The sequence below is a fragment of the Pseudomonas sp. GNP012 genome, from assembly GCF_054343835.1.
Window position 1 is genome coordinate 4428657 of sequence record NZ_JBTGUU010000001.1, and the last position, 22745, is coordinate 4451401.

23 protein-coding genes and 1 other RNA gene are annotated in these 22745 nt (G+C 59.2%); 6 read left to right on the plus strand and 18 right to left on the minus strand.

The features are described from left to right. From mraY to rsmI, 9 genes are all read right to left on the minus strand, one after another. Positions 1-1083 (minus strand): phospho-N-acetylmuramoyl-pentapeptide-transferase, encoded by a 1083-nt coding sequence (gene mraY / locus ACXX83_RS19925; protein ID WP_008016698.1) that lies wholly within the window; start codon positions 1081-1083, stop codon positions 1-3. Next, positions 1083-2450: a UDP-N-acetylmuramoyl-tripeptide--D-alanyl-D-alanine ligase gene (locus ACXX83_RS19930; RefSeq protein WP_458549412.1), complete on the minus strand. Its 1368-nt coding sequence runs from the start codon at positions 2448-2450 to the stop codon at positions 1083-1085. The genes mraY and ACXX83_RS19930 overlap by 1 nt, the downstream gene beginning before the upstream one ends. Then, positions 2443-3906 (minus strand): UDP-N-acetylmuramoyl-L-alanyl-D-glutamate--2,6-diaminopimelate ligase, encoded by a 1464-nt coding sequence (locus ACXX83_RS19935; protein ID WP_458549413.1) that lies wholly within the window; start codon positions 3904-3906, stop codon positions 2443-2445. Before ACXX83_RS19935 ends, ACXX83_RS19930 begins: the two co-directional genes overlap by 8 nt. Continuing rightward, on the minus strand, positions 3906-5645 hold the full coding sequence (locus tag ACXX83_RS19940; protein WP_458550217.1) for a peptidoglycan D,D-transpeptidase FtsI family protein: 1740 nt from the start codon (positions 5643-5645) through the stop codon (positions 3906-3908). The genes ACXX83_RS19935 and ACXX83_RS19940 overlap by 1 nt, the downstream gene beginning before the upstream one ends. Next, on the minus strand, positions 5645-5938 hold the full coding sequence (gene ftsL / locus ACXX83_RS19945) for a cell division protein FtsL (protein WP_007998257.1): 294 nt from the start codon (positions 5936-5938) through the stop codon (positions 5645-5647). The genes ACXX83_RS19940 and ftsL overlap by 1 nt, the downstream gene beginning before the upstream one ends. Continuing rightward, on the minus strand, positions 5935-6882 hold the full coding sequence (gene rsmH / locus ACXX83_RS19950) for a 16S rRNA (cytosine(1402)-N(4))-methyltransferase RsmH (protein ID WP_437179712.1): 948 nt from the start codon (positions 6880-6882) through the stop codon (positions 5935-5937). The genes ftsL and rsmH overlap by 4 nt, the downstream gene beginning before the upstream one ends. Then, entirely contained in the window at positions 6879-7334 is a 456-nt protein-coding gene (mraZ, locus tag ACXX83_RS19955; protein WP_007917012.1) for a division/cell wall cluster transcriptional repressor MraZ, read from the minus strand. The genes rsmH and mraZ overlap by 4 nt, the downstream gene beginning before the upstream one ends. Positions 7335-7690: 356 nt before the next feature. Continuing rightward, positions 7691-8044: RNase P RNA component class A (gene rnpB, locus ACXX83_RS19960), an RNA gene on the minus strand. A gap of 75 nt (positions 8045-8119) precedes the next feature. Continuing rightward, a complete protein-coding gene (gene rsmI, locus ACXX83_RS19965; protein ID WP_193601761.1) occupies positions 8120-9025 on the minus strand; it encodes a 16S rRNA (cytidine(1402)-2'-O)-methyltransferase in 906 nt (301 codons plus the stop codon). 177 nt (positions 9026-9202) lie between these two features. On the opposite strand from rsmI, the gene ACXX83_RS19970 reads away from it, so the two are divergent. The 4 genes from ACXX83_RS19970 (at position 9203) to ACXX83_RS19985 (ending at position 12649) form a co-directional block, all read left to right on the plus strand. Continuing rightward, positions 9203-11014 (plus strand): penicillin-binding protein activator, encoded by a 1812-nt coding sequence (locus ACXX83_RS19970; RefSeq protein ID WP_458549414.1) that lies wholly within the window; start codon positions 9203-9205, stop codon positions 11012-11014. After that, positions 11014-11376, plus strand: a complete 363-nt coding sequence (locus tag ACXX83_RS19975) for a YraN family protein (protein WP_095965538.1) — start codon at positions 11014-11016, stop codon at positions 11374-11376. The genes ACXX83_RS19970 and ACXX83_RS19975 overlap by 1 nt, the downstream gene beginning before the upstream one ends. A 104-nt stretch (positions 11377-11480) precedes the next feature. Next, the gene (locus ACXX83_RS19980) at positions 11481-12074 is read left to right on the plus strand and encodes a phosphoheptose isomerase (RefSeq protein ID WP_007972584.1); all 594 of its coding nucleotides are present in this window, start codon (positions 11481-11483) and stop codon (positions 12072-12074) included. Beyond that, on the plus strand, positions 12071-12649 hold the full coding sequence (locus ACXX83_RS19985) for a BON domain-containing protein (protein WP_458549415.1): 579 nt from the start codon (positions 12071-12073) through the stop codon (positions 12647-12649). Before ACXX83_RS19980 ends, ACXX83_RS19985 begins: the two co-directional genes overlap by 4 nt. Positions 12650-12814: 165 nt before the next feature. Here the strand turns inward: ACXX83_RS19985 and ACXX83_RS19990 are convergent, their stop codons facing one another. From ACXX83_RS19990 to rplM, 7 genes are all read right to left on the minus strand, one after another. Further along, positions 12815-13228, minus strand: coding sequence for a ClpXP protease specificity-enhancing factor (locus tag ACXX83_RS19990; RefSeq protein WP_007972582.1), 414 nt, complete (start codon positions 13226-13228; stop codon positions 12815-12817). 16 nt (positions 13229-13244) lie between these two features. Further along, positions 13245-13862, minus strand: coding sequence for a glutathione S-transferase N-terminal domain-containing protein (locus ACXX83_RS19995; RefSeq protein WP_007972581.1), 618 nt, complete (start codon positions 13860-13862; stop codon positions 13245-13247). A 150-nt stretch (positions 13863-14012) separates the two neighbouring features. Then, the gene (locus tag ACXX83_RS20000) at positions 14013-14795 is read right to left on the minus strand and encodes a cytochrome c1 (RefSeq protein WP_015096777.1); all 783 of its coding nucleotides are present in this window, start codon (positions 14793-14795) and stop codon (positions 14013-14015) included. Then, positions 14795-16006, minus strand: a complete 1212-nt coding sequence (locus ACXX83_RS20005) for a cytochrome b (protein WP_095965541.1) — start codon at positions 16004-16006, stop codon at positions 14795-14797. The genes ACXX83_RS20000 and ACXX83_RS20005 overlap by 1 nt, the downstream gene beginning before the upstream one ends. Next, a complete protein-coding gene (gene petA, locus ACXX83_RS20010; RefSeq protein ID WP_015096779.1) occupies positions 16006-16599 on the minus strand; it encodes a ubiquinol-cytochrome c reductase iron-sulfur subunit in 594 nt (197 codons plus the stop codon). The genes ACXX83_RS20005 and petA overlap by 1 nt, the downstream gene beginning before the upstream one ends. A gap of 268 nt (positions 16600-16867) precedes the next feature. Next, on the minus strand, positions 16868-17260 hold the full coding sequence (gene rpsI, locus ACXX83_RS20015) for a 30S ribosomal protein S9 (RefSeq protein WP_003228056.1): 393 nt from the start codon (positions 17258-17260) through the stop codon (positions 16868-16870). Positions 17261-17274: 14 nt separating this feature from the next. Then, complete coding sequence (gene rplM, locus ACXX83_RS20020) at positions 17275-17703, minus strand: 50S ribosomal protein L13 (protein WP_003228062.1); 429 nt, start codon at positions 17701-17703, stop codon at positions 17275-17277. Positions 17704-17949: 246 nt separating this feature from the next. Between rplM and ACXX83_RS20025 the strand changes: the two genes are divergently transcribed. After that, the gene (locus tag ACXX83_RS20025) at positions 17950-18990 is read left to right on the plus strand and encodes an NADP(H)-dependent aldo-keto reductase (RefSeq protein WP_458549416.1); all 1041 of its coding nucleotides are present in this window, start codon (positions 17950-17952) and stop codon (positions 18988-18990) included. Between the two features lie 103 nt (positions 18991-19093). Here the strand turns inward: ACXX83_RS20025 and ACXX83_RS20030 are convergent, their stop codons facing one another. Continuing rightward, on the minus strand, positions 19094-20230 hold the full coding sequence (locus ACXX83_RS20030) for an acyl-CoA dehydrogenase family protein (RefSeq protein ID WP_015096781.1): 1137 nt from the start codon (positions 20228-20230) through the stop codon (positions 19094-19096). A 221-nt stretch (positions 20231-20451) separates the two neighbouring features. Here ACXX83_RS20030 and ACXX83_RS20035 point away from each other — a divergent pair, with 221 nt between their 5' ends. Further along, positions 20452-21372, plus strand: a complete 921-nt coding sequence (locus ACXX83_RS20035; protein ID WP_177325126.1) for a GlxA family transcriptional regulator — start codon at positions 20452-20454, stop codon at positions 21370-21372. Positions 21373-21576: 204 nt separating this feature from the next. Here the strand turns inward: ACXX83_RS20035 and zapE are convergent, their stop codons facing one another. Beyond that, complete coding sequence (gene zapE / locus ACXX83_RS20040; protein ID WP_007998226.1) at positions 21577-22671, minus strand: cell division protein ZapE; 1095 nt, start codon at positions 22669-22671, stop codon at positions 21577-21579. Between the last annotated feature and the right edge of the window lie 74 nt (positions 22672-22745).

Consider the following 22745-nt stretch of genomic DNA (forward strand, 5'->3'; position numbering starts at 1 on the left):
CTACCTCAGCTTCAGGGTGGCAAGGCCGATCAGCACGAGAATCACGGTGATGATCCAGAAACGGACGATCACTCGTGGCTCGGGCCAACCCTTGAGTTCAAAGTGGTGGTGAATGGGCGCCATGCGGAATACGCGGCGACCGGTCAGTTTAAAAGAGGCGACCTGAATGACGACTGACAGGGTTTCCATTACGAACACGCCGCCCATGATGAACAGGACGATTTCCTGACGGACGATCACCGCGATGGTGCCCAGAGCCGCGCCCAGCGCCAGTGCGCCGACGTCGCCCATGAAGACTTGCGCTGGATAAGTGTTGAACCACAGGAAGCCCAGGCCGGCTCCGATCAGTGCGCCGCAGAACACGATCAGTTCGCCCGCGCCCGGTACATAGGGAATCAGCAGGTATTCGGCGAATTTCACGTTACCCGACAGGTAGCAGAAAATGCCCAGGCCGCCGCCCACCATCACCGTCGGCATGATCGCCAGGCCGTCGAGGCCGTCGGTCAGGTTGACCGCGTTGCTCGAACCGACAATCACGAAATAGGTGAGGACGATGAAGCCTGCGCCCAGTGGAATGCTGTAGTCCTTGAGCATCGGCAGGATCAGCGTGGTTTCCACCGGCGTGGCGGCAGTCATATAAAGGAAGATCGCCGCACCCAGGCCGAATACCGATTGCCAGAAGTATTTCCAGCGGCTTGGCAAGCCACGGGAGTTTTTCTCGATCACCTTGCGGTAGTCGTCGACCCAGCCGATGGCGCCGAACAGCAAGGTCACCAACAGTACGACCCAGACGTAACGGTTGGTCAGGTCAGCCCAAAGCAGGGTGCTGACGCCGATGGACGAAAGGATCAGCGCGCCGCCCATGGTCGGTGTACCCGACTTGGACAGGTGCGACTGCGGGCCGTCGTTGCGAACGGACTGGCCGATCTGACGGTTCTGCAAAGTTCGGATCATCCACGGGCCGTAGCACAGCGACAAGACCAGCGCGGTCAGTACACCGAGAATCCCGCGCAGGGTCAGGTACTGGAAGACCGCGAAGCCTTTGTAGAACTGTTGCAGATACTCCGCTAGCAGCAGCAGCATTAATGTTTCTCCAGGCTGGACCCGCACAAGGCGGCGACGACGTTTTCCATCGCAGCGCTGCGCGACCCCTTGATCAAAATGGTGGTGTTTGTGTCTTGCTCGGCGCCCAGGGCATTGATCAGTTCAGCCTGCGTGCTGAAGTGAAAAGCCTCTGGACCGAATGCTTTCACGGCGTGGGCCATCATTGGCCCGACGGCGTACAGCGCGCAAACCTTGCCACGGGCGTACTCGCCCACGTCGCGGTGCCCCTGCTCCGCCCACTCGCCCAACTCGCCGATATCCCCGAGCACCAGGACGGTGCGACCGGAAAAGCCGGCCAGTATATCAACGGCAGCGCACATGGAGGTGGGGTTGGCGTTGTAAGTGTCATCGATCACGCGCATGCCATTGCTGGCCAATTGCGCGACGGTGCGACCCTTGACTGGTTGCACCGCGCCAAGACCGGTGGCGATACCGAACAGCGACACACCCAGGGCATGGGCGGCAGCGGCGGCGGCCATGGCATTGGCGACGTTATGGGTGCCGAGCAGGTTCAGTTGAACACGCTCTACACCTTCAGGGCTGTGCAGATTGAATGCCGGGCAGCCACGGGCATCGGTGGCCAGGTCACTGGCGTAGAAATCGGCGCTGGTGTTGCTCAACGCAAACGTCAGCACCTTGCGATCACCGGCACGCGTCTTCCAGATACCGAATGCCTTGTCGTCGAGATTGAGCACTGCGACGCCATCGGCCTCCAGCCCTTCGATGATCTCGCCCTTGGCTTCAACGATTTTTTCCGGGCCACCAAACTCGCCGACGTGGGCGGTCCCGGCATTGTTGAGAATGGCCACGTGCGGTTTGGTCAGGCCAACGGTGTAGGCAATTTCGCCGAGGCGCGAAGCACCGAGCTCGATCACTGCCGCCGTATGCTCCGGCGCCAGTTCGAGCAGGGTCAGCGGCACGCCGAGATCGTTGTTCAGGTTGCCACGGGTCGCCAGTACCGGGCCACGGGTGCGCAGGATGCTCGCAAGCATTTCCTTGACCGTGGTCTTGCCGCTCGAACCGGTGACGGCCGCGACCGGATGGGTGTAGGCGGCGCGATTGAGCGCACCCAACTGCCCGAGGGCCTGGCGAGTATCGCTGACCAGCAACTGCGGCAGTGTGCTGTCGGCGACTTCGCGTTCGACCAGCGCGGCCACGGCGCCCTTGGCAGCGACTTCATTCAGATAATCATGGCCATCGAAGCGTGGACCGGCCAGGGCAATAAACAGCTGACCCGGCTTGATGGCGCGGCTGTCGATGCTGACGCCGTCGAAACTGGCATCGGTCGACACCAGGCGAGCATTCAGCGCGCCGGTCAGTTCGCTCAGTTGCAAGGCCTTAAGCATGGGCCACCCCCCATGCGGTCAAGGCATGATCGGCCTCGACAAGATCGGAAAAGGCATGACGCTCGCCGTTGATTTCCTGATAGTCCTCGTGACCTTTGCCGGCCAGGACAATCACGTCATCCACCGAGGCACTGGCGATCAGCCGGGCAATCGCCTGACCACGACCGGCAACGAACTCCACTTTATCCACAGCCGTGAAACCGGCGCGGATGTCATCGAAAATCACCGATGGATCTTCAGTGCGCGGGTTGTCGTCGGTCACCAGCACGCCATCGGCCAGGCGCTCGACCACTTCGGCCATCAACGGACGCTTGCCGCGATCGCGGTCACCGCCACAGCCGAACAGGCAGAGCAATCGGCCCTTGGCGTGTGGACGCAGGGCCGTCAGGACTTTCTCCAGGGCATCCGGGGTGTGGGCATAATCGACCACCACCAGCGGTTGAGTGCCGCCGCCGAGGCGCTGCATGCGACCGGCCGGGCCTTCGAGTTTCGGCAGCACCTTGAGAATTTCGTCCAGTGCGTAATCCAGGCCAAGCAAGGCGCCAACCGCGGCGAGCACGTTGCTCAGGTTGAAACGGCCGAGCAAGGTGCTGCGCAAATGGTGTTCACCCTGCGGCGTGACCAGCGTGGCGCGCACGCCTTCGTCGTCGAACTGCGCTTGACGGCAATAGAGGTAGGCACTGCTGTCGAGCAGGCTGTAGGTGATCAACCGCGATTCACGTTTTTCAGCAGCCAGTTGCCGCCCGAAGTCGTCGTCGAGGTTAACCACCCGGCACTTCAGATCGTTCCAGGCGAACAGCCTGGCCTTGGCTTCACCGTAGGCCCGCATGGTGCCGTGGTAATCCAGATGATCGCGAGACAGGTTGGTCATCACCGCCACGTCGAAGGCCAGTGCCGTCACGCGGCCCTGGTCCAGACCATGGGAAGAGACTTCCATCGCCACGGCTTTGGCGCCGGCCTTTTTCAGGTCGCCCAGCGTCGCCTGCATGGCAATCGGGTTCGGCGTGGTGTGCAGGCCGCTTTCCAATGCACCGTAGAAGCCGCAACCGAGGGTGCCGACGATGCCGCAATGCTGACCAAGCAGATCCAGCGCCTGGGCAACCAGTTGAGTGACACTGGTTTTGCCGTTGGTGCCGGTCACGCCGATCAGGTTCAGATGATGGCTTGGCTCGCCATAAAAACGTCCGGCGATGTCCGACAACTGAGCGGCCAGCCCTTTGACCGGAATCAAGGGAACCTCGGTGATTGGCAGCACAGTGGCACCCTCCACCTCATAGGCCACCGCAGCCGCGCCGCGTTGCAAGGCGTCGGCAATGTGTGCACGCCCATCGAATTTCCCGCCCGGCACGGCGAGGAACAGATCGCCCGCTCGCACGTTGCGGCTGTCCAGGGCGAGCTCGCGAATCAGTAGATCGTGGCCGGCGTGAGGGAAAATTTTGTTCAGGCTCAGAGACATCAGCCACGCCCTCCATTGGCTTTCAGCGGAACGACCGGTGTTGCGTTCGCTTGTTGAGTAGGTGGCAGGTTGTCCGGCGTGATGTTCATCAGGCGCAGGGTGCCCGACATCACACGGCTGAACACCGGCGCGGAGACCAGGCCACCGAAGTAACCGGCCTTGGTCGGCTCATCGATTACGACCACGATGGCGTAGCGTGGATCGTTCATCGGGCCGAAACCGGCGAACAGCGAACGGTAGGAGTTCTCGGCGTAACCCTTGGTACCGACCGAGGTTTTACGCGCAGTACCCGACTTGCCACCCACGTGATACGCCGGCACCTGCGCACGGAACACACCGCGCGGGGCTTCGATCACTTGCTGCAGCATGGTTTGCATGGTTTTCGCGACAGCTTCTGGCAATACCTCTGTGGTTTGCGGTGCCTTGTCGGTCTTGATCAGGGTCAGCGGCGCGAGGCGGCCGTTGTTGGCCAGGGCCGAGAAGGCGTGGACCAACTGGATCGCGGTCACGGAAATACCGTAGCCATAGGACAGCGTGGCGGTTTCCGCCTTACGCCATTCGCGATAATTCGGCAGGTTGCCAACGCGTTCACCCGGGAAGCCCAGGCCGGTGTCCTGGCCGAGACCGAGTTTCTGCGCCAGACGGAAAATGGTTTCGCCGCCGATATCGAACGCGACCTTGCTCATCCCGACGTTACTGGAGTTGATAAGGATGCCGGTCAGGTCGAGCACCGGGCCTTCGGTCTTGGAAACGTCCTTGATGGTGTACTTGCCAATCTGCAAGGAGCCCGGATACACCTCGACGGTGTCGCTCGGTTTCCAGCGACCGGTTTCGATGGCGGCGCTCATCGAGATCGCTTTCATGGTCGAACCCGGCTCGAACACGTCGATCATCGCGCGGTTACGCATCATCGCCGGTTGCAGGTTGCGACGGTTGTTCGGGTTGTAGGTAGGCTGGTTGACCATCGCGAGAATCTCGCCGGTCTTCACGTCCATGATCACCAGGCTGCCGGCCTTGGCGCCGTTCTCGATGATCGCGTTGCGCAATTCGCGGTTGGCCAGGTATTGCAGGCGCAGGTCAATGGACAACGCCAAGGGCTTGCCGGCCTTGGCGTTTTTGGTGACCTGGACATCCTTGATCAGCCGGCCGCGCCGGTCCTTGATCACTTGACGCTTGCCGGGAACCCCGGCCAGCCATTCATCGTAGGCCAGTTCGACGCCTTCACGACCATGATCGTCGATGTCGGTAAACCCGACCATATGGGCGGTGACTTCGCCGGCAGGATAAAAGCGCCGGAACTCTTCGATGCCATAAACACCCGGCACTTTCAGATCGAGCACAGCCTGGCCCTGCTCCGGGGTCAGCCCGCGCACCAGATAGATGAATTCTTTGTTGGCCTGAGCTTCGAGTCGTTCGGCCAGGGCTTTCGGGTCCTGCCCCAAGGCAGCCGCCAGTGCCGGCCACTTCTCTTTGGCCGTTTGCATTTCCTTGGCATTGGCCCAAAGGGTGGTGACCGGAGTACTCACGGCCAAAGGCTCGCCGTTACGGTCGGTGATCAGGCCACGGTGAGCCGGAATCGGAATATGACGAACACTACGGGCATCGCCCTGACCTTTAAGGAAGGCACGGTCGACCACTTGCAAATCGATGATGCGCCAGGCAATCGCGGCCACCATGATGCCGAGCAAGCCCAGCACCAGGCGGAACCGCCAAGGAAAGAGTGCACCTTCGAGTTTCATCATGGCGCCACCATCTTCACGTCAGCGGCACCGGGGATGTGCATTTTCAATTGTTCGGTGGCCAGCACTTCGATACGGCTGTGGGCGGTCCAGGTGCTCTGCTCCAGAATCAACCGCCCCCACTCTGCCTGCGCCTTGTCGCGCACGCTCAATTCGTTGTACAGCGAATTCAATAGCTGACGGTTCCAGTGCGCGCTGTAGGACACGCCGATGGCCGAAACGAGCACGCCGACAAACAGCAGCAGCATGAAGAAGCTTCCGCCGGGCAATGGCTTGGCGAAAAGCTTGCTCACCGCAGCTTCTCCGCCACACGCATGACAGCGCTTCGCGAACGTGGGTTGGCTTTGAGTTCGGCGTCAGAGGCCGTCTGCGCTTTGCCATGGACTTTGATTTTCGGTTCGAAGGCGACATGCCGAACCGGCAGATTGCGCGGCAGGTTGTCGGCTTCGCCTTTCACCAGCTTGCGCATGAACAGTTTGACGATACGGTCTTCCAGCGAGTGGAAGCTGATCACCACCAGGCGACCGCCCACTTCCAGGCACTCCAGAGCGGCTTCGAGGCCGGCTTCCAGATCACCCAGTTCGTTGTTGACGTGAATGCGCAGGCCCTGAAATGCACGGGTTGCGGGGTTCTTGCCTTTTTCCCACGCCGGGTTGGCGACCTTCAGGACTTCTGCCAGGTCACCGGTGCGCTCGAATGGCTTGATGTCGCGGCGCTCAACCACGGCACGGGCCATGCGACCGGAGAAACGCTCTTCGCCGTATTCCTTGAACACCCGGGCGATTTCTTCCACGGGCGCGGTGTTGACGAATTCGGCGGCGCTGATGCCACGGGACGGATCCATGCGCATGTCCAGCGGGCCGTCGTTGAGGAAGCTGAAACCGCGCTCAGGGTCATCGAGCTGTGGCGAAGACACGCCCAGATCCAGCAGAACGCCGCTGACCCTGCCGGCCAGACCGCGTTCGGCGACTTCCGAACCGAGCTCGGCAAAGCTGCGCTGCACAACGACAAAGCGGCCGTCTTCGGCCGCTAGCGTCTGCCCGGTGGCAATCGCTTGTGGATCTTTGTCGAATCCGAGCAAGCGACCATCGGGACCGAGCTGGCTGAGAATCAACCGGCTGTGCCCGCCGCGCCCGAACGTACCGTCCAGATAGCAGCCATCAGGACGTACGGCGAGAGCCTCGACGGCTTCGTCAAGCAGTACGGTGATGTGGTTAAAGCCGCTATCAATAGTCACAGGATCAAATCACGCAGTTCATCAGGCATCGCGCCCGGTTGTTGAATAGCAGCCAGGTCAGCGGCAGAAACCGCGTTCCAGGCATCCTCGTCCCACAATTGGAACTTGTTCAGTTGGCCTACCAACATCGCGCGCTTATCCAACTTGGCATATTCACGAAGACGCGGCGGAACCAGAAAACGACCACTGCCATCGAGCTCGAGATCGACGGCATTACCAATCAGTAAACGTTGCAGGCGGCGGTTCTCTTCGCGAAGCGAAGGCAGTGCGCGCAGTTTGGTTTCAATAATTTCCCACTCATCGAGGGGGTAAACACACAAACAAGGATCAACGGCATCAATTGTCACGATCAATTGACCGGAACTACGCGAATCAAGCTCGTCACGGTACCGGCTCGGCATTGCGAGACGGCCCTTTGCATCGAGACTGATAGCGTTGGCTCCGCGAAACACGTCAGCGTTTCTCCAAATTCTAGCGTTTTGAGTTCAAAAAACCCACTTCATGCCACTTTCCGCCACTTGCGCACACTATAGGAATGCGCCCACCACACCGTCAAGGCGCGGATTAAAGGAAAACCCTTACAGAACTGAGATTTAGGATCATTAGCGGAGGGGTAACGAGAATCCGGCACATGAAACTGCCCGATAACTTGAATTAGCGCAGGAGGCTGCGTTCGAAAGTTAAAGTAATTTATTAAGAGTAAGATTTTTTTGGTATTACAAAAGAGGTTCTGCGGATGAATGTGTAAGGAGGGAAATTGCTATCACCATTCCCCTTGCCCATTGATTTAAGCAGAGGGGAAAAAAAGGTGGAGAGTCGATCTGTAAGCCGGGTTCTGTCTTGAACAGTCATTCGTCTACGATGGCCATCACTGGACATCTTTAGCAACCTACCCGGTCCCAGCGCGGGCCACGCCTTGGGACCCTATTTGGTCTTGCTCCAAGTGGGGTTTACCTAGCCACGAACTGTTGCCAGACGTGCGGTGCGCTCTTACCGCACCTTTTCACCCTTACCGGCGCCGAAGCGCTTAGGCGGTTATTTTCTGTGGCACTTTCCGTAGGCTCACGCCTCCCAGGCATTACCTGGCACTTCGCCCTATGGAGCCCGGACTTTCCTCCCCCCCCTAATTTTCATAGAGGGCAGCGACTGTCCGATCGACTCTCCGCCGCGAAGGTTACCGGCAGAGCGCCCGAAGAACAAGCGTTAAGCGCCGGTGCGCACGCCTGCGCGTCGGGTTTTACTCGCCCTTCTGCTTATCCAGTGCGATCTGATACAGCACATTCTTTCGTTCGCCGGTGATTTGCGCCGCCAAAGCCGCCGCACGCTTGAGCGGCATTTCTTCGAGCAACAGATTGAGGATGCGCATCGACTCACTGCTGACAGCGCCCTCCTCCTCGGGGGCAGACCAGCCCGCCACCAACACTACGCACTCGCCGCGCTGCTGATTGCCGTCCGACTCGACAAACTCGCGCAGCTCGGCCAAAGGCAACCCCTTGAGGGTTTCAAAGGTCTTGGTCAGCTCACGGGCAAGCAGTGCCGGGCGCTCGGGGCCGAACACCAGCTCCATGTCTTGCAGGCATTCGAGTATGCGATGCGGGGCCTCATAGAAGATCAATGTGCGAGGCTCTTCCTTTACCTGTTCGAGGCGCGCTCGCCGCCCCACAGCCTTGGCCGGCAGAAATCCCTCGAAAATGAAACGATCGGATGGCAGCCCCGCCGCCGATAACGCCGCAATCAAGGCGCAGGCACCCGGAACCGGCACCACGCTGATGCCTGCCGCGCGAGCCTGTCGCACCAGGTGATAACCCGGATCGGAAATCAGCGGCGTTCCGGCGTCAGAGATCAATGCCACGTTGTCACCGGCAAGCAGACGCGTGATAAAGCGACTACCTTCATCCCGCTCGTTGTGTTCATGACAGGCGGCCAATGGCGTCGAAATGCCGAAGTGTTGCATCAAGCGCTGCGAATGACGGGTGTCTTCCGCGGCGATCAAGGCCACTTCACGCAGAATCTTCAGCGCCCGCGCACTGATGTCATCCAGGTTGCCGATGGGCGTCGCCACCACATAAAGCGAGCCAGCAGCAGAATTCAAAGCACCTGGAGCAGTCAAAGCGCACACCTCATGATCGGTAAAAGTCGCCATTGTAGCGCGTAGCGAGGCTCATGCTACGCGCATGCAATCGCGCCATCGGCGAGCGTTTGTGCGCCGGTGCAACATTTACACCAGCTAAATTGATCGATTCACGCCAGTAACATCGCGCCCCGGCCAGTGCTTGGGTACAATTCCACGCTAATTTGATCGAGTATCAGGAACGCTTACATGATCGCTTGCCTGCGGCTGTTATCTGCCCTCTGCCTCGCTGCCTTGCTGGCGGCTTGCGCCAGCTCGCCCTCGTCCAGCCTTGGCGAACTACCACGGACACCGGACGCCAGTATCGAGCAACTGCTTGAGAAGGCCGCCCAAAGCAAATCTGCGGAAGATGCCGCCCTTCTGCGCTTGAGCGCTGCCGACCTGGCCTATCGCCAGGGCAATGCCGGCCAGTCCGCGCAAATCCTGCAACAGGTCCCGGTCGAGCAGCTCAAGCCGGGCCCACAGATTTTCGCCAACACCCTGGCGGCTGAACTGGCCATGACCCGCAATCAGCCCAAGGCCGCACTGGCCGCCTTGAGCCACCCAAGCATGCAATACTTGAGCGAACTGCCCGAGGAACAACAGGTCCGCACCGGCACTGTTCACGCCCGCGCCCTGGAGGCCGACGGCCAGACCCTCGCCGCCGCTCGCGAGCGCATTTTCATTGCCCCGATGCTCAAAGGTGAAGCCGCGAGCAAAAACCACGAAGCGATCTGGACCCTGATCGCTTCGCTGCCGACCGAGCAGTTGCAGCCGAACGCCACCGACGATCTCGGCGGCTGGATGGCCCTGGCCCTGACCGTGAAATCCGCCGGCACCCTGGAGCAGCAACAGGCCGCCATCGACAACTGGCGCGCACAGAATCCGAAACACCCGGCTGCCCTTCAATTGCCGCAGCCACTGACCCAACTCAAGGAGCTGGCCAGCCAGCCCCTGAGCAAGATTGCCCTGCTGCTGCCTCAGGATGGCCAGCTGGCCTCGGTTGGCAAAGCATTGCGCGACGGTTTCATGGCTGCCCACTACCAGGCACAACAGGCCGGACAGAAACCACCTGCCATCGAGTTTTATGACAGCTCGCGCCTGACATCCATGGACGAGTTCTACCGCAAGGCCCAGGCCGATGGCGTGCAACTGGTCGTCGGCCCGCTGGAAAAGCCGCTGGTCAAACAGCTGAGCACTCGCCCGCAACTCCCGATCACCACCCTGGCGCTGAACTACAGCGAAGGCGATCAAGGCCCGGCGCAGTTGTTCCAGTTCGGACTTGCCGCTGAAGACGAAGCCCGTGAAGTGTCGCGCCGCGCTCGCGCCGACGGCCTGCATCGCGCAGCCATCATGGTGCCGAAAGGCGAATGGGGCGACCGCGTGCTCAAGGCGTTCAGCCAGGATTGGCAAGCCAATGGCGGTACCATCGTTGCCACCGAACGCGTCGACCAACCGGTCCAGTTGGCCCAGCAGATTGCCGACATGTTCCAGCTGCGCCAGAGCGAAGGTCGCGCCAAGAGCCTGCAAAGCACTGTTGGCTCGCAAGTGGCAGCCCAGCCATCGCGCCGCCAGGACATCGAATTCATCTTCCTCGCCGCAACGCCGCAACAGGCCCAACAGATCAAGCCGACCCTGAACTTCCAGTACGCGGGCGATGTACCGGTCTACGCCACCTCTCACGTGTTCAGCGCCAGCGGCGACGTCAACCAGTACAACGACATGAACGGCATTCGCTTCTGCGAAACACCCTGGCTGCTGGACGCCAATGATCCACTGCGCCGCCAGGTCACCGCCCAGTGGCCACAAGCCGCCGGTAGCCTGGGACGTCTGTACGCCATGGGCGTGGACGCCTATCGGCTGGCGCCGCGCCTGGGCCAGCTCAAGTCTCTGCCGGACAGCCGCATCGACGGTGAGTCGGGCAGCCTCGGCATGACTCAGAGCCAGCGGGTCGTGCGCCAGTTGCCATGGGCCCAGTTCGCCAATGGCCAGATCCAGCGCCTGCCGGACACCGCCCGCTGATGCCTGACAGGTCACGCCAGCAAAGCGGTATGGATGCCGAGCGCCACGCGCTCGAGCATCTTCAACAACAGGGTCTGCGCCTGCTGGCGCAGAACTGGTTGTGCAAACGCGGCGAGCTTGATCTGGTCATGCTAGATGGCGATACAGTAGTATTCGTTGAAGTCCGCTACCGAAAAGACACTCAATGGGGTGGCGCGCTCGATAGCATCGATGAGCGCAAACGGCAAAAGCTGATTTTCGCCGCGCAATATTTTCTTCAGCGCGAGTCGCGCTGGGCCAATTCCCCTTGCCGCTTCGACGTGATTGCCATCGACAGCCACCTCGATCAGCTGAACTGGCTACAGAATGCCTTCGATGGCTGATCACCGGCATCACGAACCGGACACTATCACCCAACACTTTTGCTCTTTGCTTTGCGGGCTGCACATTCACGTGCCGAACAGCCGCGCTAATTAAGGTCACACAGATGGACATGCAATCCCGAATTCGCCAGCTTTTTCAGGCCAGTATCGACACCAAGCAACAGGCGATGGAAGTTCTTGCACCGCACATCGAGCAAGCCAGCCAGGTCATGGTCAACGCCCTGCTCAACGAAGGCAAAATGCTTTCCTGTGGCAACGGTGGCTCAGCCGGCGACGCCCAGCACTTTTCGTCCGAGCTGCTCAATCGCTTTGAGCGCGAGCGCCCGAGCCTGCCGGCCATCGCCTTGACGACCGACAGCTCGACGATCACCTCGATCGCCAACGACTACAGCTATAACGAAATCTTCTCCAAACAGATCCGCGCACTGGGCCAACCGGGCGATGTGTTGCTGGCTATCTCCACCAGCGGCAACTCGGCCAACATAATTCAAGCGATCCAGGCCGCACATGATCGCGAAATGATTGTCGTAGCATTGACGGGACGTGATGGCGGCGGCATGGCGTCGCTGCTGTTGCCCGAGGACGTGGAGATTCGCGTACCGGCCAACGTCACCGCTCGTATTCAAGAAGTCCACCTGCTGGCGATCCATTGCCTTTGCGACTTGATCGACAGCCAATTGTTCGGGAGTGAAGAATGACCCCTAATCGCCTCGGCCTACTGGCCTTGACTCTGTGCCTCGGCATCAGCGGTTGCACCTCGGTGGTGACTGCCAGCCGTGAAGCACCCATTGAAGATGACCGCGGCACTCGCACACTGGGCAGCAAGATCGACGACTCCCTGATCGACACCAAAGTTGGCGTGAACATCGCCAAGGCCGACCCGGCCCTGGACAAGGACTCGCACATCGTCATCACCAGCTACAACGGTGTCGTGCTGCTCGCCGGGCAAACGCCACGCGCAGACCTCAAGGCCAAGGCTGAACAGGCTGCCGTCGCGGTCCAGCGCGTGAAGCAGGTGCACAACGAGCTGCAAGTCATGCCCCCCTCCTCGCTGCTGGCGCGCCAGAATGACACCTGGCTGACCACCAAGATCAAGACCCAGATGCTCGCTGACGCGAACATCCCTGGTTCGCGCATCAAAGTCGTCACTGAAAACGGCATCGTCTACTTGCTGGGCCTGCTGACCAAACAGGAAGCTGCGCAGGCGACCAACCTGGTGCAAGGCGTCTCCGGCGTGCAGAAGATTGTGAAGCTGTTCGAGTACATCGACTGATCCACATCTTGTAAGAGCGAGCTTGCTCGCGAAAAGCGTCCGGTGAATGCGCTCATTCAGGCAGCCCGCGTCATCGTTCACGCCCATCGCGAGCAGGCTCGCTCCTACATCGTTTGAAGGTGGTGAAGTAATAAAAAAGGCGATCCATCCGGATCGCCTTTTTTATTACTTCACCACCTTCAAACTGGGGCGACCGCTTGGACGCGGTGGCTCGCTGTCCGGTGGCGGAAGGTCGTCATCCGGTTCGATGTCGTCGTCCTCGCCCATCGGCGATTCCAGATCGAACACCATACCCTGGCCGTTTTCCCGGGCGTAGATACCCAGGATCGATGCGATAGGCACGTACAAGGTGTGCGGCACACCACCAAAGCGCCCCTCGAAACTGACCGCCTCGTTATCCATGTGCAAGTGGCGCACGGCTTGTGGCGATACGTTCAGGACGATCTGGCCGTCACTGGCAAAGCCTTGAGGCACCTGCACCGACGGATACTCGGAATTGACCAGCATATGCGGGGTGCAATCGTTGTCCACAATCCACTCATAGAGCGCGCGGACCAGATAAGGTCGACTGGAGTTCATAGCGGCTCCTTAAGCCTTAGCGCATGTCGCGTTCGACACCAGACAGACTCGCCTGGAAAGCCTCACGCGCAAACTGGCGCTCCATATAATCAAGCAGCGGCTTGGCCGGCCGCGGCAGTTCTATACCCAGAATCGGCAATCGCCAGAGTATTGGCAATAGGCAGCAATCCACCAGGCTTTGTTCCTCACTGAGGAAAAACGGCTTGTCGGCAAACAGTGGCGACACACCCGTCAGGCTTTCGCGCAACTCTTTGCGAGCCACGGCACGGGCTGCTTCCTTGGTCCGCGAATCCAGAATCAGATCCACCAGACCACACCAGTCTCGCTGAATGCGGTGTATCAGCAGGCGACTGTTGGCACGCGCCACGGGATAAACCGGCAGTAGCGGCGGGTGCGGGTAACGCTCATCCAGATATTCCATCACCACGGTCGACTCCCACAACGCCAGGTCGCGGTCGACCAGGGTGGGCAAGCTGCCGTAAGGGTTCACCTCAATCAGTTTAGGTGGCTGGCGTCCAGCTTCCACGTAAATGATCTCGGCGCTGACACCCTTCTCTGCCAGTACGATGCGCACTCGGTGGGAATAGTGGTCGGCGGGGTCGGAGTAACAGGCCAACCGATTGGTCACGCCCATGGCGATCCTCCTCGCTTGTAGAAATTATCGAAAGCGGAAAAACGAGCGCGCCCAGAGGGCGCCTCCCGTAACGACTGGATCACCAGTTTCGCTACCTATTCAGAGGCGCCCTTGGGCGCGCGCGATTAACAGCAATAGCTTGAAGCTTTATCAGTGCACGTCTTTCCAGTATTCGCGCTTGAGCAGGTAAGCGAATACGAAGAAGAACGCCAGGTACAACAATACGTACGTACCGATGCGCTGATGTTGCAGCTTAACCGGGTTAGCCGAGTAAGCCAGGAAGGTTACCAGATTCTTGACCTTCTCATCGAACTGCTCTTCAGTCAGAGCGCCGCTTTTCGGCACAATCGTCAGCTGATCGCATGCTTCATGAGTCAACGGCGTGCCGGTCAGTGGATCAAATTGCTTCTTGCCGTCTTCGACGATCTGAACCTGTTTGCATCCCACCACCTGGCGACCTTGCAGGCCGGCCAGGACGTTAGGCATGCCCACGTTCGGGAAGACCTTGTTGTTCACGCCCCATGGGCGCGAAGGATCTTCGTAGAACGACTTCAGGTAACCGTAGAGCCAGTCGGTGCCGCGAACACGAGCAACCAGGGTCAGGTCTGGCGGTGCAGCACCAAACCAGGCCTTGGCGTCCGCTGGCTGCATGCCGATGTTCATGTGGTCGCCGATCTTGGCACCAGTGAACACCAGCTTCTCCAGCATCAACTCATGGGGAATACCCAGGTCGTCAGCAACACGCTCATAGCGCTGGAACTTGGCGCTATGGCACCCCATGCAGTAGTTGGCGAACGTGCGTGCGCCGTCCTGCATGGCGGCCTTATCGGAAACGTCAATGTCGACTTTTTCCAGCTCAGGACCACCGTGTGGTGCTGCGAAAGCGAACACTGGCAGCGCAGCAAGCATCAATACAGCAAATAGTTTTTTCATCAGCCAGTCACCCTTTCCGGAACCGGTTTGGTCTTCTCGAGCCTGGTGTAGAACGGCATCAGAATGAAGTAGGCGAAGTACAGGAAGGTACATACCTGCGACAGCAACGTACGACCTGGCGTCGGAGCCAGCACGCCCAGAACACCGAGGATCACGAACGAGATGCAGAACACGACAAGCCAGATCTTGCTCAGCCAGCCCTTGTAGCGCATGGACTTGACCGGACTACGGTCGAGCCACGGCAGCACGAACAGCACAGCGATGGCCGCACCCATGGCGATAACACCCAGGAGCTTGTCCGGAACCGCACGCAAGATCGCGTAGTAAGGAGTGAAGTACCAGACCGGCGCAATATGCTCAGGCGTCTTGAACGGGTTGGCCTGTTCGAAGTTCGGCTTCTCGAGGAAGTAGCCGCCCATTTCCGGGAAGAAGAACACGATCGAGCAGAAGATGAACAGGAACACTACCACGCCGACGATATCTTTCACGGTGTAGTACGGGTGGAAGGCGATGCCGTCCAGCGGTATGCCGTTTTCGTCCTTGTGCTTCTTGATGTCCACGCCGTCCGGGTTGTTCGAACCGACTTCATGCAACGCCAGGATGTGCAGCACCACCAGACCGAGGATGACTATCGGCAAGGCAACCACGTGCAAGGCGAAGAAGCGGTTCAGGGTAATGCCGGAAATCAGGTAGTCACCACGAATCCACTGGGTCAGGTCGTTGCCGATGACCGGGATCGCACCGAACAGCGAGATGATCACCTGGGCACCCCAGTAGGACATCTGCCCCCACGGCAGCAGGTAACCCATGAAGGCTTCGGCCATCAGCGCCAGGTAGATCAGCATGCCGAATACCCACACCAACTCGCGCGGCTTCTGGTACGAACCGTAGAGCAGGCCACGGAACATGTGCAGATAGACCACGATGAAGAACGCCGAAGCACCGGTGGAGTGCAGCAGACGCAGGATCGAGCCGTACTCGACGTCACGCATGATGTATTCAACGGAGGCAAACGCCTCTTCCGCCGACGGGGTGTAGCTCATGGTCAGCCAGACACCGGTAACGATCTGGTTGACCAGAACGAGCAATGCCAGGGAACCAAAGAAGTAGAAGAAGTTGAAGTTTTTCGGAGCGTAATACTTGCTGAGATGGTCTTCCCACATCTTGGTCGCGGGAAAGCGCGCATCAACCCAATCCATGAACTTGCTCATCACGCTTTCTCCGTATCGACGCCAATGACAATGATCTCATCGGTCTCATAGGAATGCGGGGGAACTGGCAGATTCAAAGGCGCAGGTTGCGACTTGTAGACGCGGCCAGCCAGATCGTAGTGGGAACCGTGGCAGGGACAGAAATAACCGCCTACCCAGTCTTTACCCAGATCCGCAGGTGCCACCTCAGGACGGAAGGTCGGCGAGCAACCCAGGTGCGTGCAGATACCGATCAGCAGCAGAACCTCAGGCTTGATCGAACGGGTTTCCGGATCAACGTAAGTCGGTTGTGTCGAGCTCTTGGAGGTCGGGTCAGCGAGCTGGCCCTCGATTTTCTTCAGGTTCCCCAGGATTTCCGGTGTACGGCGGACGATGAACACAGGCTGACCGCGCCACTCAGCAATCATCTGCTGGCCTGGTTCGATTTTGCTGACATTCACTTTCACCGGTGCACCAGCGGCTTTCGCCTTGGCACTGGGAAACCATGACCCCACGAACGGGACCGCAGCCCCCACCGCTCCTGCAGCACCCACCACGGATGTGGCTGCTACCAAGAAGCGACGCCGGCCTGTATTCACGCCGTCATTGCTCATTCAGTCCTCTCCCATCAGCTTTGTGGCCTGTTAAATCAGGCATCTACTAAGTAAAACTATGTACTTATAAAAATTTTGCCGAATGGTAATGAAAAGCCCCAATTCTGACAAGGTAATTACCGGAGCCCACCACCCTCAAGCCTTGGAGTATAGGGCTTCTACGGATGTGGCAAGTTGTCACAGCGCAATTCTTTGATAAATCACAGGCATAAAAAAACGCCCAGCTCCGTGAGGAAACTGGGCGTTCTTTTTTGAACGTGAAAGCGAATTAACGCTTCGAGTACTGCGGACGCTTACGCGCTTTACGCAGACCGACTTTCTTACGTTCAACTTCACGAGCATCGCGGGTTACGAAGCCGGCTTTACGCAGGGCGCTGCGCAGAGTCTCGTCGTAGTCCATCAGAGCGCGGGTGATGCCGTGGCGGATTGCGCCAGCTTGACCACTCACACCACCGCCGATCACGGTGACGTAGATGTCGAACTTCTCGACAGTCTCAGTCAATTCCAGCGGCTGACGAACTACCATGCGGGCAGTTTCGCGGCCGAAGAAATTATCCAGCGAACGATTGTTGATGGAGATGTTACCAGTACCCGGACGCAGGAAAACGCGTGCGGTTGCGGTCTTGCGACGGCCAGTGCCGTAATTTTGAGTCGCCGACATAATGAACTATTCCGTTAAATCTTCAGTTCTTGGGGCTGCTGAGCAGTATGAGGGTGTGCAGCGCCCGCATAGACTTTCAGCTTACGGTACATGTCGCGACCCAGCGGGTTCTTAGGCAGCATGCCTTTGACCGCGGTCTCGATCACGCGCTCAGGGGCCTTGGCGATCAGCTTTTCAAAGTTGATCGACTTGATGCCGCCCGGGAAACCGGAGTGGGAGTAGTACATTTTGTCAGTGGTTTTAGCACCGGTAACACGGATTTGCTCAGCGTTGATTACGACGATGTAGTCGCCGGTGTCAACGTGAGGAGTGTACTCAGGCTTGTGCTTGCCACGCAGACGGCTCGCGATTTCGGTGGCCAGACGACCCAGGGTCTGACCAGCAGCGTCGACGACAAACCAGTCGCGCTTTACTGTTTCCGGTTTAGCAGTAAAAGTTTTCATTCTTTATAGCCTCAGGGGCCGCCCTGTAAATTAGACGGCGGATCTTACTGAATAGTGCGTACTTTGACAAGTCAAAGGCAGCCGGATACAGACGCTTTCGGGGGCTCGGGTCGGCGCGTCCGTTCAACGGCAAGATTCTTCGGCGGCGGCGCATCACTTCCACTGCAGAAAGAGGTGCGCAATTATGCAGATTGCGAAAAATAATTCAACCTGCTTTTATGATTGTTTTGCCCAAGGAGCAGCACGATGGACTATCGCCAGCTAGGCCGAACCAATCTGAACGTGAGTGCCCTCTGCCTCGGAACCATGACCTGGGGCGAGCAAAACAGCGAGGCAAACGCCTTCGCCCAGATTGAACGAGCCAAGAGCGCCGGGATCAACTTCATCGACACCGCCGAAATGTACCCGGTGCCGCCCAAGGCCGAAACCTACGCTACCACCGAACGCTACATCGGCAATTACTTCAAAAGCCGCGGCGACCGCGGCGACTGGATCCTGGCCAGCAAGATCGCCGGCCCCGGCAATACCATCGACTACATCCGCGACAAGAACCTCCGGCACAATCGGCAGCACATCACCGAAGCCGTGGACGCCAGCCTCAAGCGCCTGCAAACCGACTACATCGACCTGTACCAGTTGCACTGGCCGGAACGCAGCACCAACTTCTTTGGGCAACTGGGTTACAAGCACAAGATCGAAGCCAACCTGACCCCGCTGGAAGACACCCTCGAAGCGCTCGACGAACAGGTGAAGGCCGGCAAGATCCGCCACATCGGCCTGTCCAACGAAACGCCGTGGGGCACCATGCGCTTCCTGGCCCTGGCCGAAGCCCGTGGCTGGCCGCGCGCCGTATCGATCCAGAACCCGTACAACCTGCTCAATCGCAGCTTCGAAGTCGGCCTGGCGGAAATCGCCATCCGCGAGCAATGCGGCCTGCTCGCCTATTCACCGCTGGCGTTCGGTTTCCTGTCAGGCAAGTACGAAGGTGGCGCCCGCCCGCCAAAAGGTCGCCTGAGCCTCTACAGCCGCTTCAGCCGCTATTTCAACCCACAGTCGGAAGCAGCCTGCAGCCGGTACGTGGCCCTGGCTCGCGAACACGGTCTGGACCCGGCGCAAATGGCCCTGGCCTTCGTGACGCAGCAGCCGTTCGTGACCAGCAACATCATTGGCGCGACCACCATGGAGCAACTGGAGAGCAACATCGCCAGTTTCGACTTGAAGCTGTCGGAGGAAGTGCTGGAAGGGATCGAGGCGATTCACAAGGATCATCCGAATCCGGCGCCATAACCCTCACTTGTAGGAGCGAGCTTGCTCGCGAAAAACCTGAGCACACCGTTGGGTGTCAGGTTTTCAACGTTATCGTTGACGACCATCGCGAGCAAGCTCGCTCCTACAATGATCTCGCAATGATCTCCTTCATGATCTCGTTCGTCCCGGCATAGATCCGCTGCACGCGCGCATCCGCCCATGCCCGCGCGATCGGGTACTCCCACATGAACCCGTAGCCACCGTGCAACTGCACACACTCGTCGAGCACCTTGCACTGCAGGTCGGTCCCCCAGTACTTGGCCATCGCCGCCGTCGGCACGTCGAGCTTGCCTTGCAGGTGCAGTTCCAGGCAGCGGTCGACGAAGACACGGCCGATCTGGATTTCCGTGGCCATCTCCGCCAGTTTGAACCGGGTGTTCTGGAAATCCGCGATCGACTTGCCGAACGCCTTGCGCTCGCGGGTGTAGTCCAGCGTCCATTGCAGCGCCGCTTCGGCCGAGGCCAGCCCGCCAACGGCCACCGTGAGGCGCTCCTGAGGCAATTCCTGCATCAGGTAGGCAAAGCCCATCCCGGCCTGGCCCAGCAGGTTTTCCTTGGGCACACGCACGTCCTGGAAGAACAGCTCCGAGGTGTCCTGGGCTTTCATCCCGACCTTCTCCAGGCGCTTGCCCTTGTCGAAGCCCGGCGTATCGGCTTCCACCAGAAACAGACTGGTGCCCTTCGCGCCGGCCTTCGGATCGGTCTTGGCGACGACGATCACCAGATCGGCCAGGTAGCCGTTGGTGATGAAAGTCTTGGAGCCGTTGATCACGTATTCGTCGCCATCGAGCACGGCCGTGGTTTTCACTCCCTGCAAGTCGGAACCGGCGCCCGGTTCGGTCATGGCGATCGCGGTAACCATCTCGCCGGACACCAGTTTCGGCAGGTACTTCTGCTTCAGCGCCTCACTACCGTAATGCAAGATGTACGGTGCCACGATGTCCGAGTGCAGGGAAAAACCGATGCCGGTCAGGCCAAGTCGCCCCACTTCTTCGATCACCACCGCGCTGTAGAGAAAGTCCGCCCCCAGTCCGCCGTACTCTTCCGGCAAGTGTGAGCAGAGCATCCCCGCCTCCCCTGCCTTGTTCCACAGCTTGCGGTCGATATAGCCTTGTTTTTCCCATTGCCCATGGAAGGGTACTGCCTCCTTTTCGAGAAACGTCCGCACGCTGTCGCGGAAAAGCTCGTGCTCGGAACTGAACAAGGTTCTGGGGATCATGCGGCACCTTTTCTTTGTTTTTAGAAGGAGTTGACCTTCAGAGACTATGCCTCGCTTCCGATACAGGACACTGGACACATCCGACAAAAAATAAGACGATCCAGCCGTCTGGTGACCACTTCCCCCTATAAAAATAAAGTTGAATTATGTCTAACCAAGCATCCACGCCCCTGCGGCGCGTCAGCATCCTGGCCATCGACCGGGTTTTCGCTTCCACCCTCATGCAAGCCAAGGATTTCTTCCACCTCGCCAGCCTGCGCTACGGCAAACAGCTGGGCCAGGGCCTGACACCGGCGTTCGAAACCCGCCTGGTCAGCCCCGACGGCAAACCGGTCAACACCTTCAGCGATGTGATGATTCCGGTGGACGGCGGGCTGGAAAACGCCGACATCATCGTTCTTCCCGCGTTCTGGGACGATTTCGAAAGTCTCTGCAAACGTTACCCCCAAGTCCTGCCCTGGTTGCGCCAACAGCATGCGCGCGGCGCCGTGCTGTGCGGCGAGGCCACCGGTGTGTTCTGGCTGGCCGAAGCCGGGTTGCTCAATGGCAAGGAAGCGACCACCTACTGGCGCTTCTTCAATGCCTTCGCCGAACGCTTCCCACAGGTCCAGCTCAATCAGGACAAACACCTGACAGACGCCGACAACCTGTACTGCGCCGGCGGCACCACCTCGGCGTGCGACCTTTACATTTACCTGATCGAGCGCTTCTGCGGCGCCAATGTGTCCCAAGCCGTAGCGCGGGACATCCTGTACGAGGTACAGCGCAGCTACTCGCCGGGACGCATCGGTTTTGGCGGCCAGAAGCTGCACCAGGACGTGATCATCCTGCAGATCCAGCACTGGCTCGAAGAACACTTCGCCGACAAGTTCCGCTTCGAAGACGTCGCCCGCGAACACGGCATGAGCATCCGCAACTTCATGCGCCGCTTCCAGACCGCCACCGGCGACAAGCCACTGCATTACCTGCAACGCCTGCGCATCGAAACCGCCAAGGGCTTGTTGTCCGGCAGCCGCAAGAGCATCAAGACCATCAGCTATGAGGTGGGCTATGACGATGCGAGCTTCTTCGCGCGACTGTTCCGCCAGCACACGGAGCTGTCGCCGAACCAGTATCGGCAGCAGTTTCAGCAGGCTGCGTAGATCCAGACCCAACAAAAATCCAATGAGGGAGCGGGCTTGCTCCGGGCGGCGTTCCGACGAAAGCGGAGTGTCAGCGAAATTAACATCAACTGACACGACGCCTTCGCGAGCAAGCCCGCTCCCACAGGGATTGCGGTGAATGGAGGTTTCTTCAGCGCAAAAAAAAGGCCTGCAATGCAGGCCTTTTTTATTTTCGGCAATGTCCTACGGCTTGTGCGCCCGGGACAGGAATTCGTGGGATTGCATTTCCAGCAGACGACTCAGGGTGCGCTGGAACTCGAAGTTCAAGCGCCCGCCGGTGTACAGATCCTTGAGTTCGACTTCGGCAGAAATGATCAGCTTCACGTTGCGGTCGTAGAACTCGTCGACCATGTTGATGAAGCGTCGGGCGATGTCGTCGGTGGTGACGCTCATCTGCTCGACATCGCTGAGCAGTACGGCGTGAAAGATCTTGCCCAGTTCGATGTAGTCATTCTGGCTGCGCGGGCCGTCGCACAGTTCACGGAAGTTGAACCAGGCCACGTCATCGCAGGTGCGCAGGGCACGAATTTCACGATTTTCGATCATCAGCACGTCATTTTCGACCGCAGCCGTGCATTCCGGCGTCAGCGCACGGAAGCTCTTGCGCAGGCTTTCGTTGGCGGCTTCGTCGAGCGGATAGTGGAACAGCTCGGCTTGTTCGAGGTGACGCAGACGATAGTCGACGCCGCTGTCGACGTTGACGATCTCGGTATTCTGCTTGATCAGCGCAATGGCCGGCAGGAAGCGCGCGCGTTGCAGGCCGTCCTTGTACAGGCCGTCCGGCACGATGTTCGACGTCGCGACCAGGGTCACGCCGTTCTTGAACAGTTCTTCCATCAGGGTGCCAAGGATCATGGCGTCGGTGATGTCGGAAACGAAGAATTCATCGAAGCAGATGACCCGGGCTTCGGTGGCGAAGCGCTTGGCGATGATGGTCAGCGGGTTTTTTTCGCCGCCCAGGGTCTTCATCTCTTCGTGCACGCGCTTCATGAAGCGGTGGAAGTGCGTACGGGACTTTTCCTTGAAAGGCAGCGCTTCGAAGAAGGTGTCCACCAGGTAAGTCTTGCCGCGACCTACGCCGCCCCAGAAATACAGGCCCTTGACCGGGGTCTGATCCTTCTTGCCAAACAACTTACCCAGCAGGCCCGGCTTGTTTTGCTCGGCCGCGACCAGATCGTCGTACAGGCGCTGCAAATGACGCACGGCAGTTTCCTGCGCGGCATCATGGAAGAATTCCGGGCGTTTCAGATCAGCTTGATATCGTTCTAGGGGCGTCATAATTCGTTAGCAAGGCAACAAAAACGGGCCGACACTGTAGCGACGGCCCGGAGGAATGGCAATCGGCCCTTGGT

Excerpts from the sequence above, each read along its gene's own strand:
- petA (WP_015096779.1), bottom strand. The coding sequence starts at position 16,599 with ATGAGCAATGACGGCGTGAATACAGGCCGGCGTCGCTTCTTGGTAGCA.
- ACXX83_RS20000 (WP_015096777.1), bottom strand. The coding sequence starts at position 14,795 with ATGAAAAAACTATTTGCTGTATTGATGCTTGCTGCGCTGCCAGTGTTC.
- ACXX83_RS20005 (WP_095965541.1), bottom strand. The coding sequence starts at position 16,006 with ATGAGCAAGTTCATGGATTGGGTTGATGCGCGCTTTCCCGCGACCAAG.
- ACXX83_RS19980 (WP_007972584.1), top strand. The coding sequence starts at position 11,481 with ATGGACATGCAATCCCGAATTCGCCAGCTTTTTCAGGCCAGTATCGAC.
- mraY (WP_008016698.1), bottom strand. The coding sequence starts at position 1,083 with ATGCTGCTGCTGCTAGCGGAGTATCTGCAACAGTTCTACAAAGGCTTC.
- ACXX83_RS19990 (WP_007972582.1), bottom strand. The coding sequence starts at position 13,228 with ATGAACTCCAGTCGACCTTATCTGGTCCGCGCGCTCTATGAGTGGATT.
- ACXX83_RS20030 (WP_015096781.1), bottom strand. The coding sequence starts at position 20,230 with ATGATCCCCAGAACCTTGTTCAGTTCCGAGCACGAGCTTTTCCGCGAC.
- ACXX83_RS19970 (WP_458549414.1), top strand. The coding sequence starts at position 9,203 with ATGATCGCTTGCCTGCGGCTGTTATCTGCCCTCTGCCTCGCTGCCTTG.
- ACXX83_RS19995 (WP_007972581.1), bottom strand. The coding sequence starts at position 13,862 with ATGGGCGTGACCAATCGGTTGGCCTGTTACTCCGACCCCGCCGACCAC.
- ACXX83_RS20025 (WP_458549416.1), top strand. The coding sequence starts at position 17,950 with ATGGACTATCGCCAGCTAGGCCGAACCAATCTGAACGTGAGTGCCCTC.
- rpsI (WP_003228056.1), bottom strand. The coding sequence starts at position 17,260 with ATGTCGGCGACTCAAAATTACGGCACTGGCCGTCGCAAGACCGCAACC.
- ACXX83_RS19985 (WP_458549415.1), top strand. The coding sequence starts at position 12,071 with ATGACCCCTAATCGCCTCGGCCTACTGGCCTTGACTCTGTGCCTCGGC.
- ACXX83_RS19975 (WP_095965538.1), top strand. The coding sequence starts at position 11,014 with ATGCCTGACAGGTCACGCCAGCAAAGCGGTATGGATGCCGAGCGCCAC.
- ACXX83_RS19930 (WP_458549412.1), bottom strand. The coding sequence starts at position 2,450 with ATGCTTAAGGCCTTGCAACTGAGCGAACTGACCGGCGCGCTGAATGCT.
- ACXX83_RS20035 (WP_177325126.1), top strand. The coding sequence starts at position 20,452 with ATGCAAGCCAAGGATTTCTTCCACCTCGCCAGCCTGCGCTACGGCAAA.
- ACXX83_RS19940 (WP_458550217.1), bottom strand. The coding sequence starts at position 5,645 with ATGAAACTCGAAGGTGCACTCTTTCCTTGGCGGTTCCGCCTGGTGCTG.
- zapE (WP_007998226.1), bottom strand. The coding sequence starts at position 22,671 with ATGACGCCCCTAGAACGATATCAAGCTGATCTGAAACGCCCGGAATTC.
- rsmI (WP_193601761.1), bottom strand. The coding sequence starts at position 9,025 with ATGGCGACTTTTACCGATCATGAGGTGTGCGCTTTGACTGCTCCAGGT.
- ACXX83_RS19935 (WP_458549413.1), bottom strand. The coding sequence starts at position 3,906 with ATGTCTCTGAGCCTGAACAAAATTTTCCCTCACGCCGGCCACGATCTA.
- rplM (WP_003228062.1), bottom strand. The coding sequence starts at position 17,703 with ATGAAAACTTTTACTGCTAAACCGGAAACAGTAAAGCGCGACTGGTTT.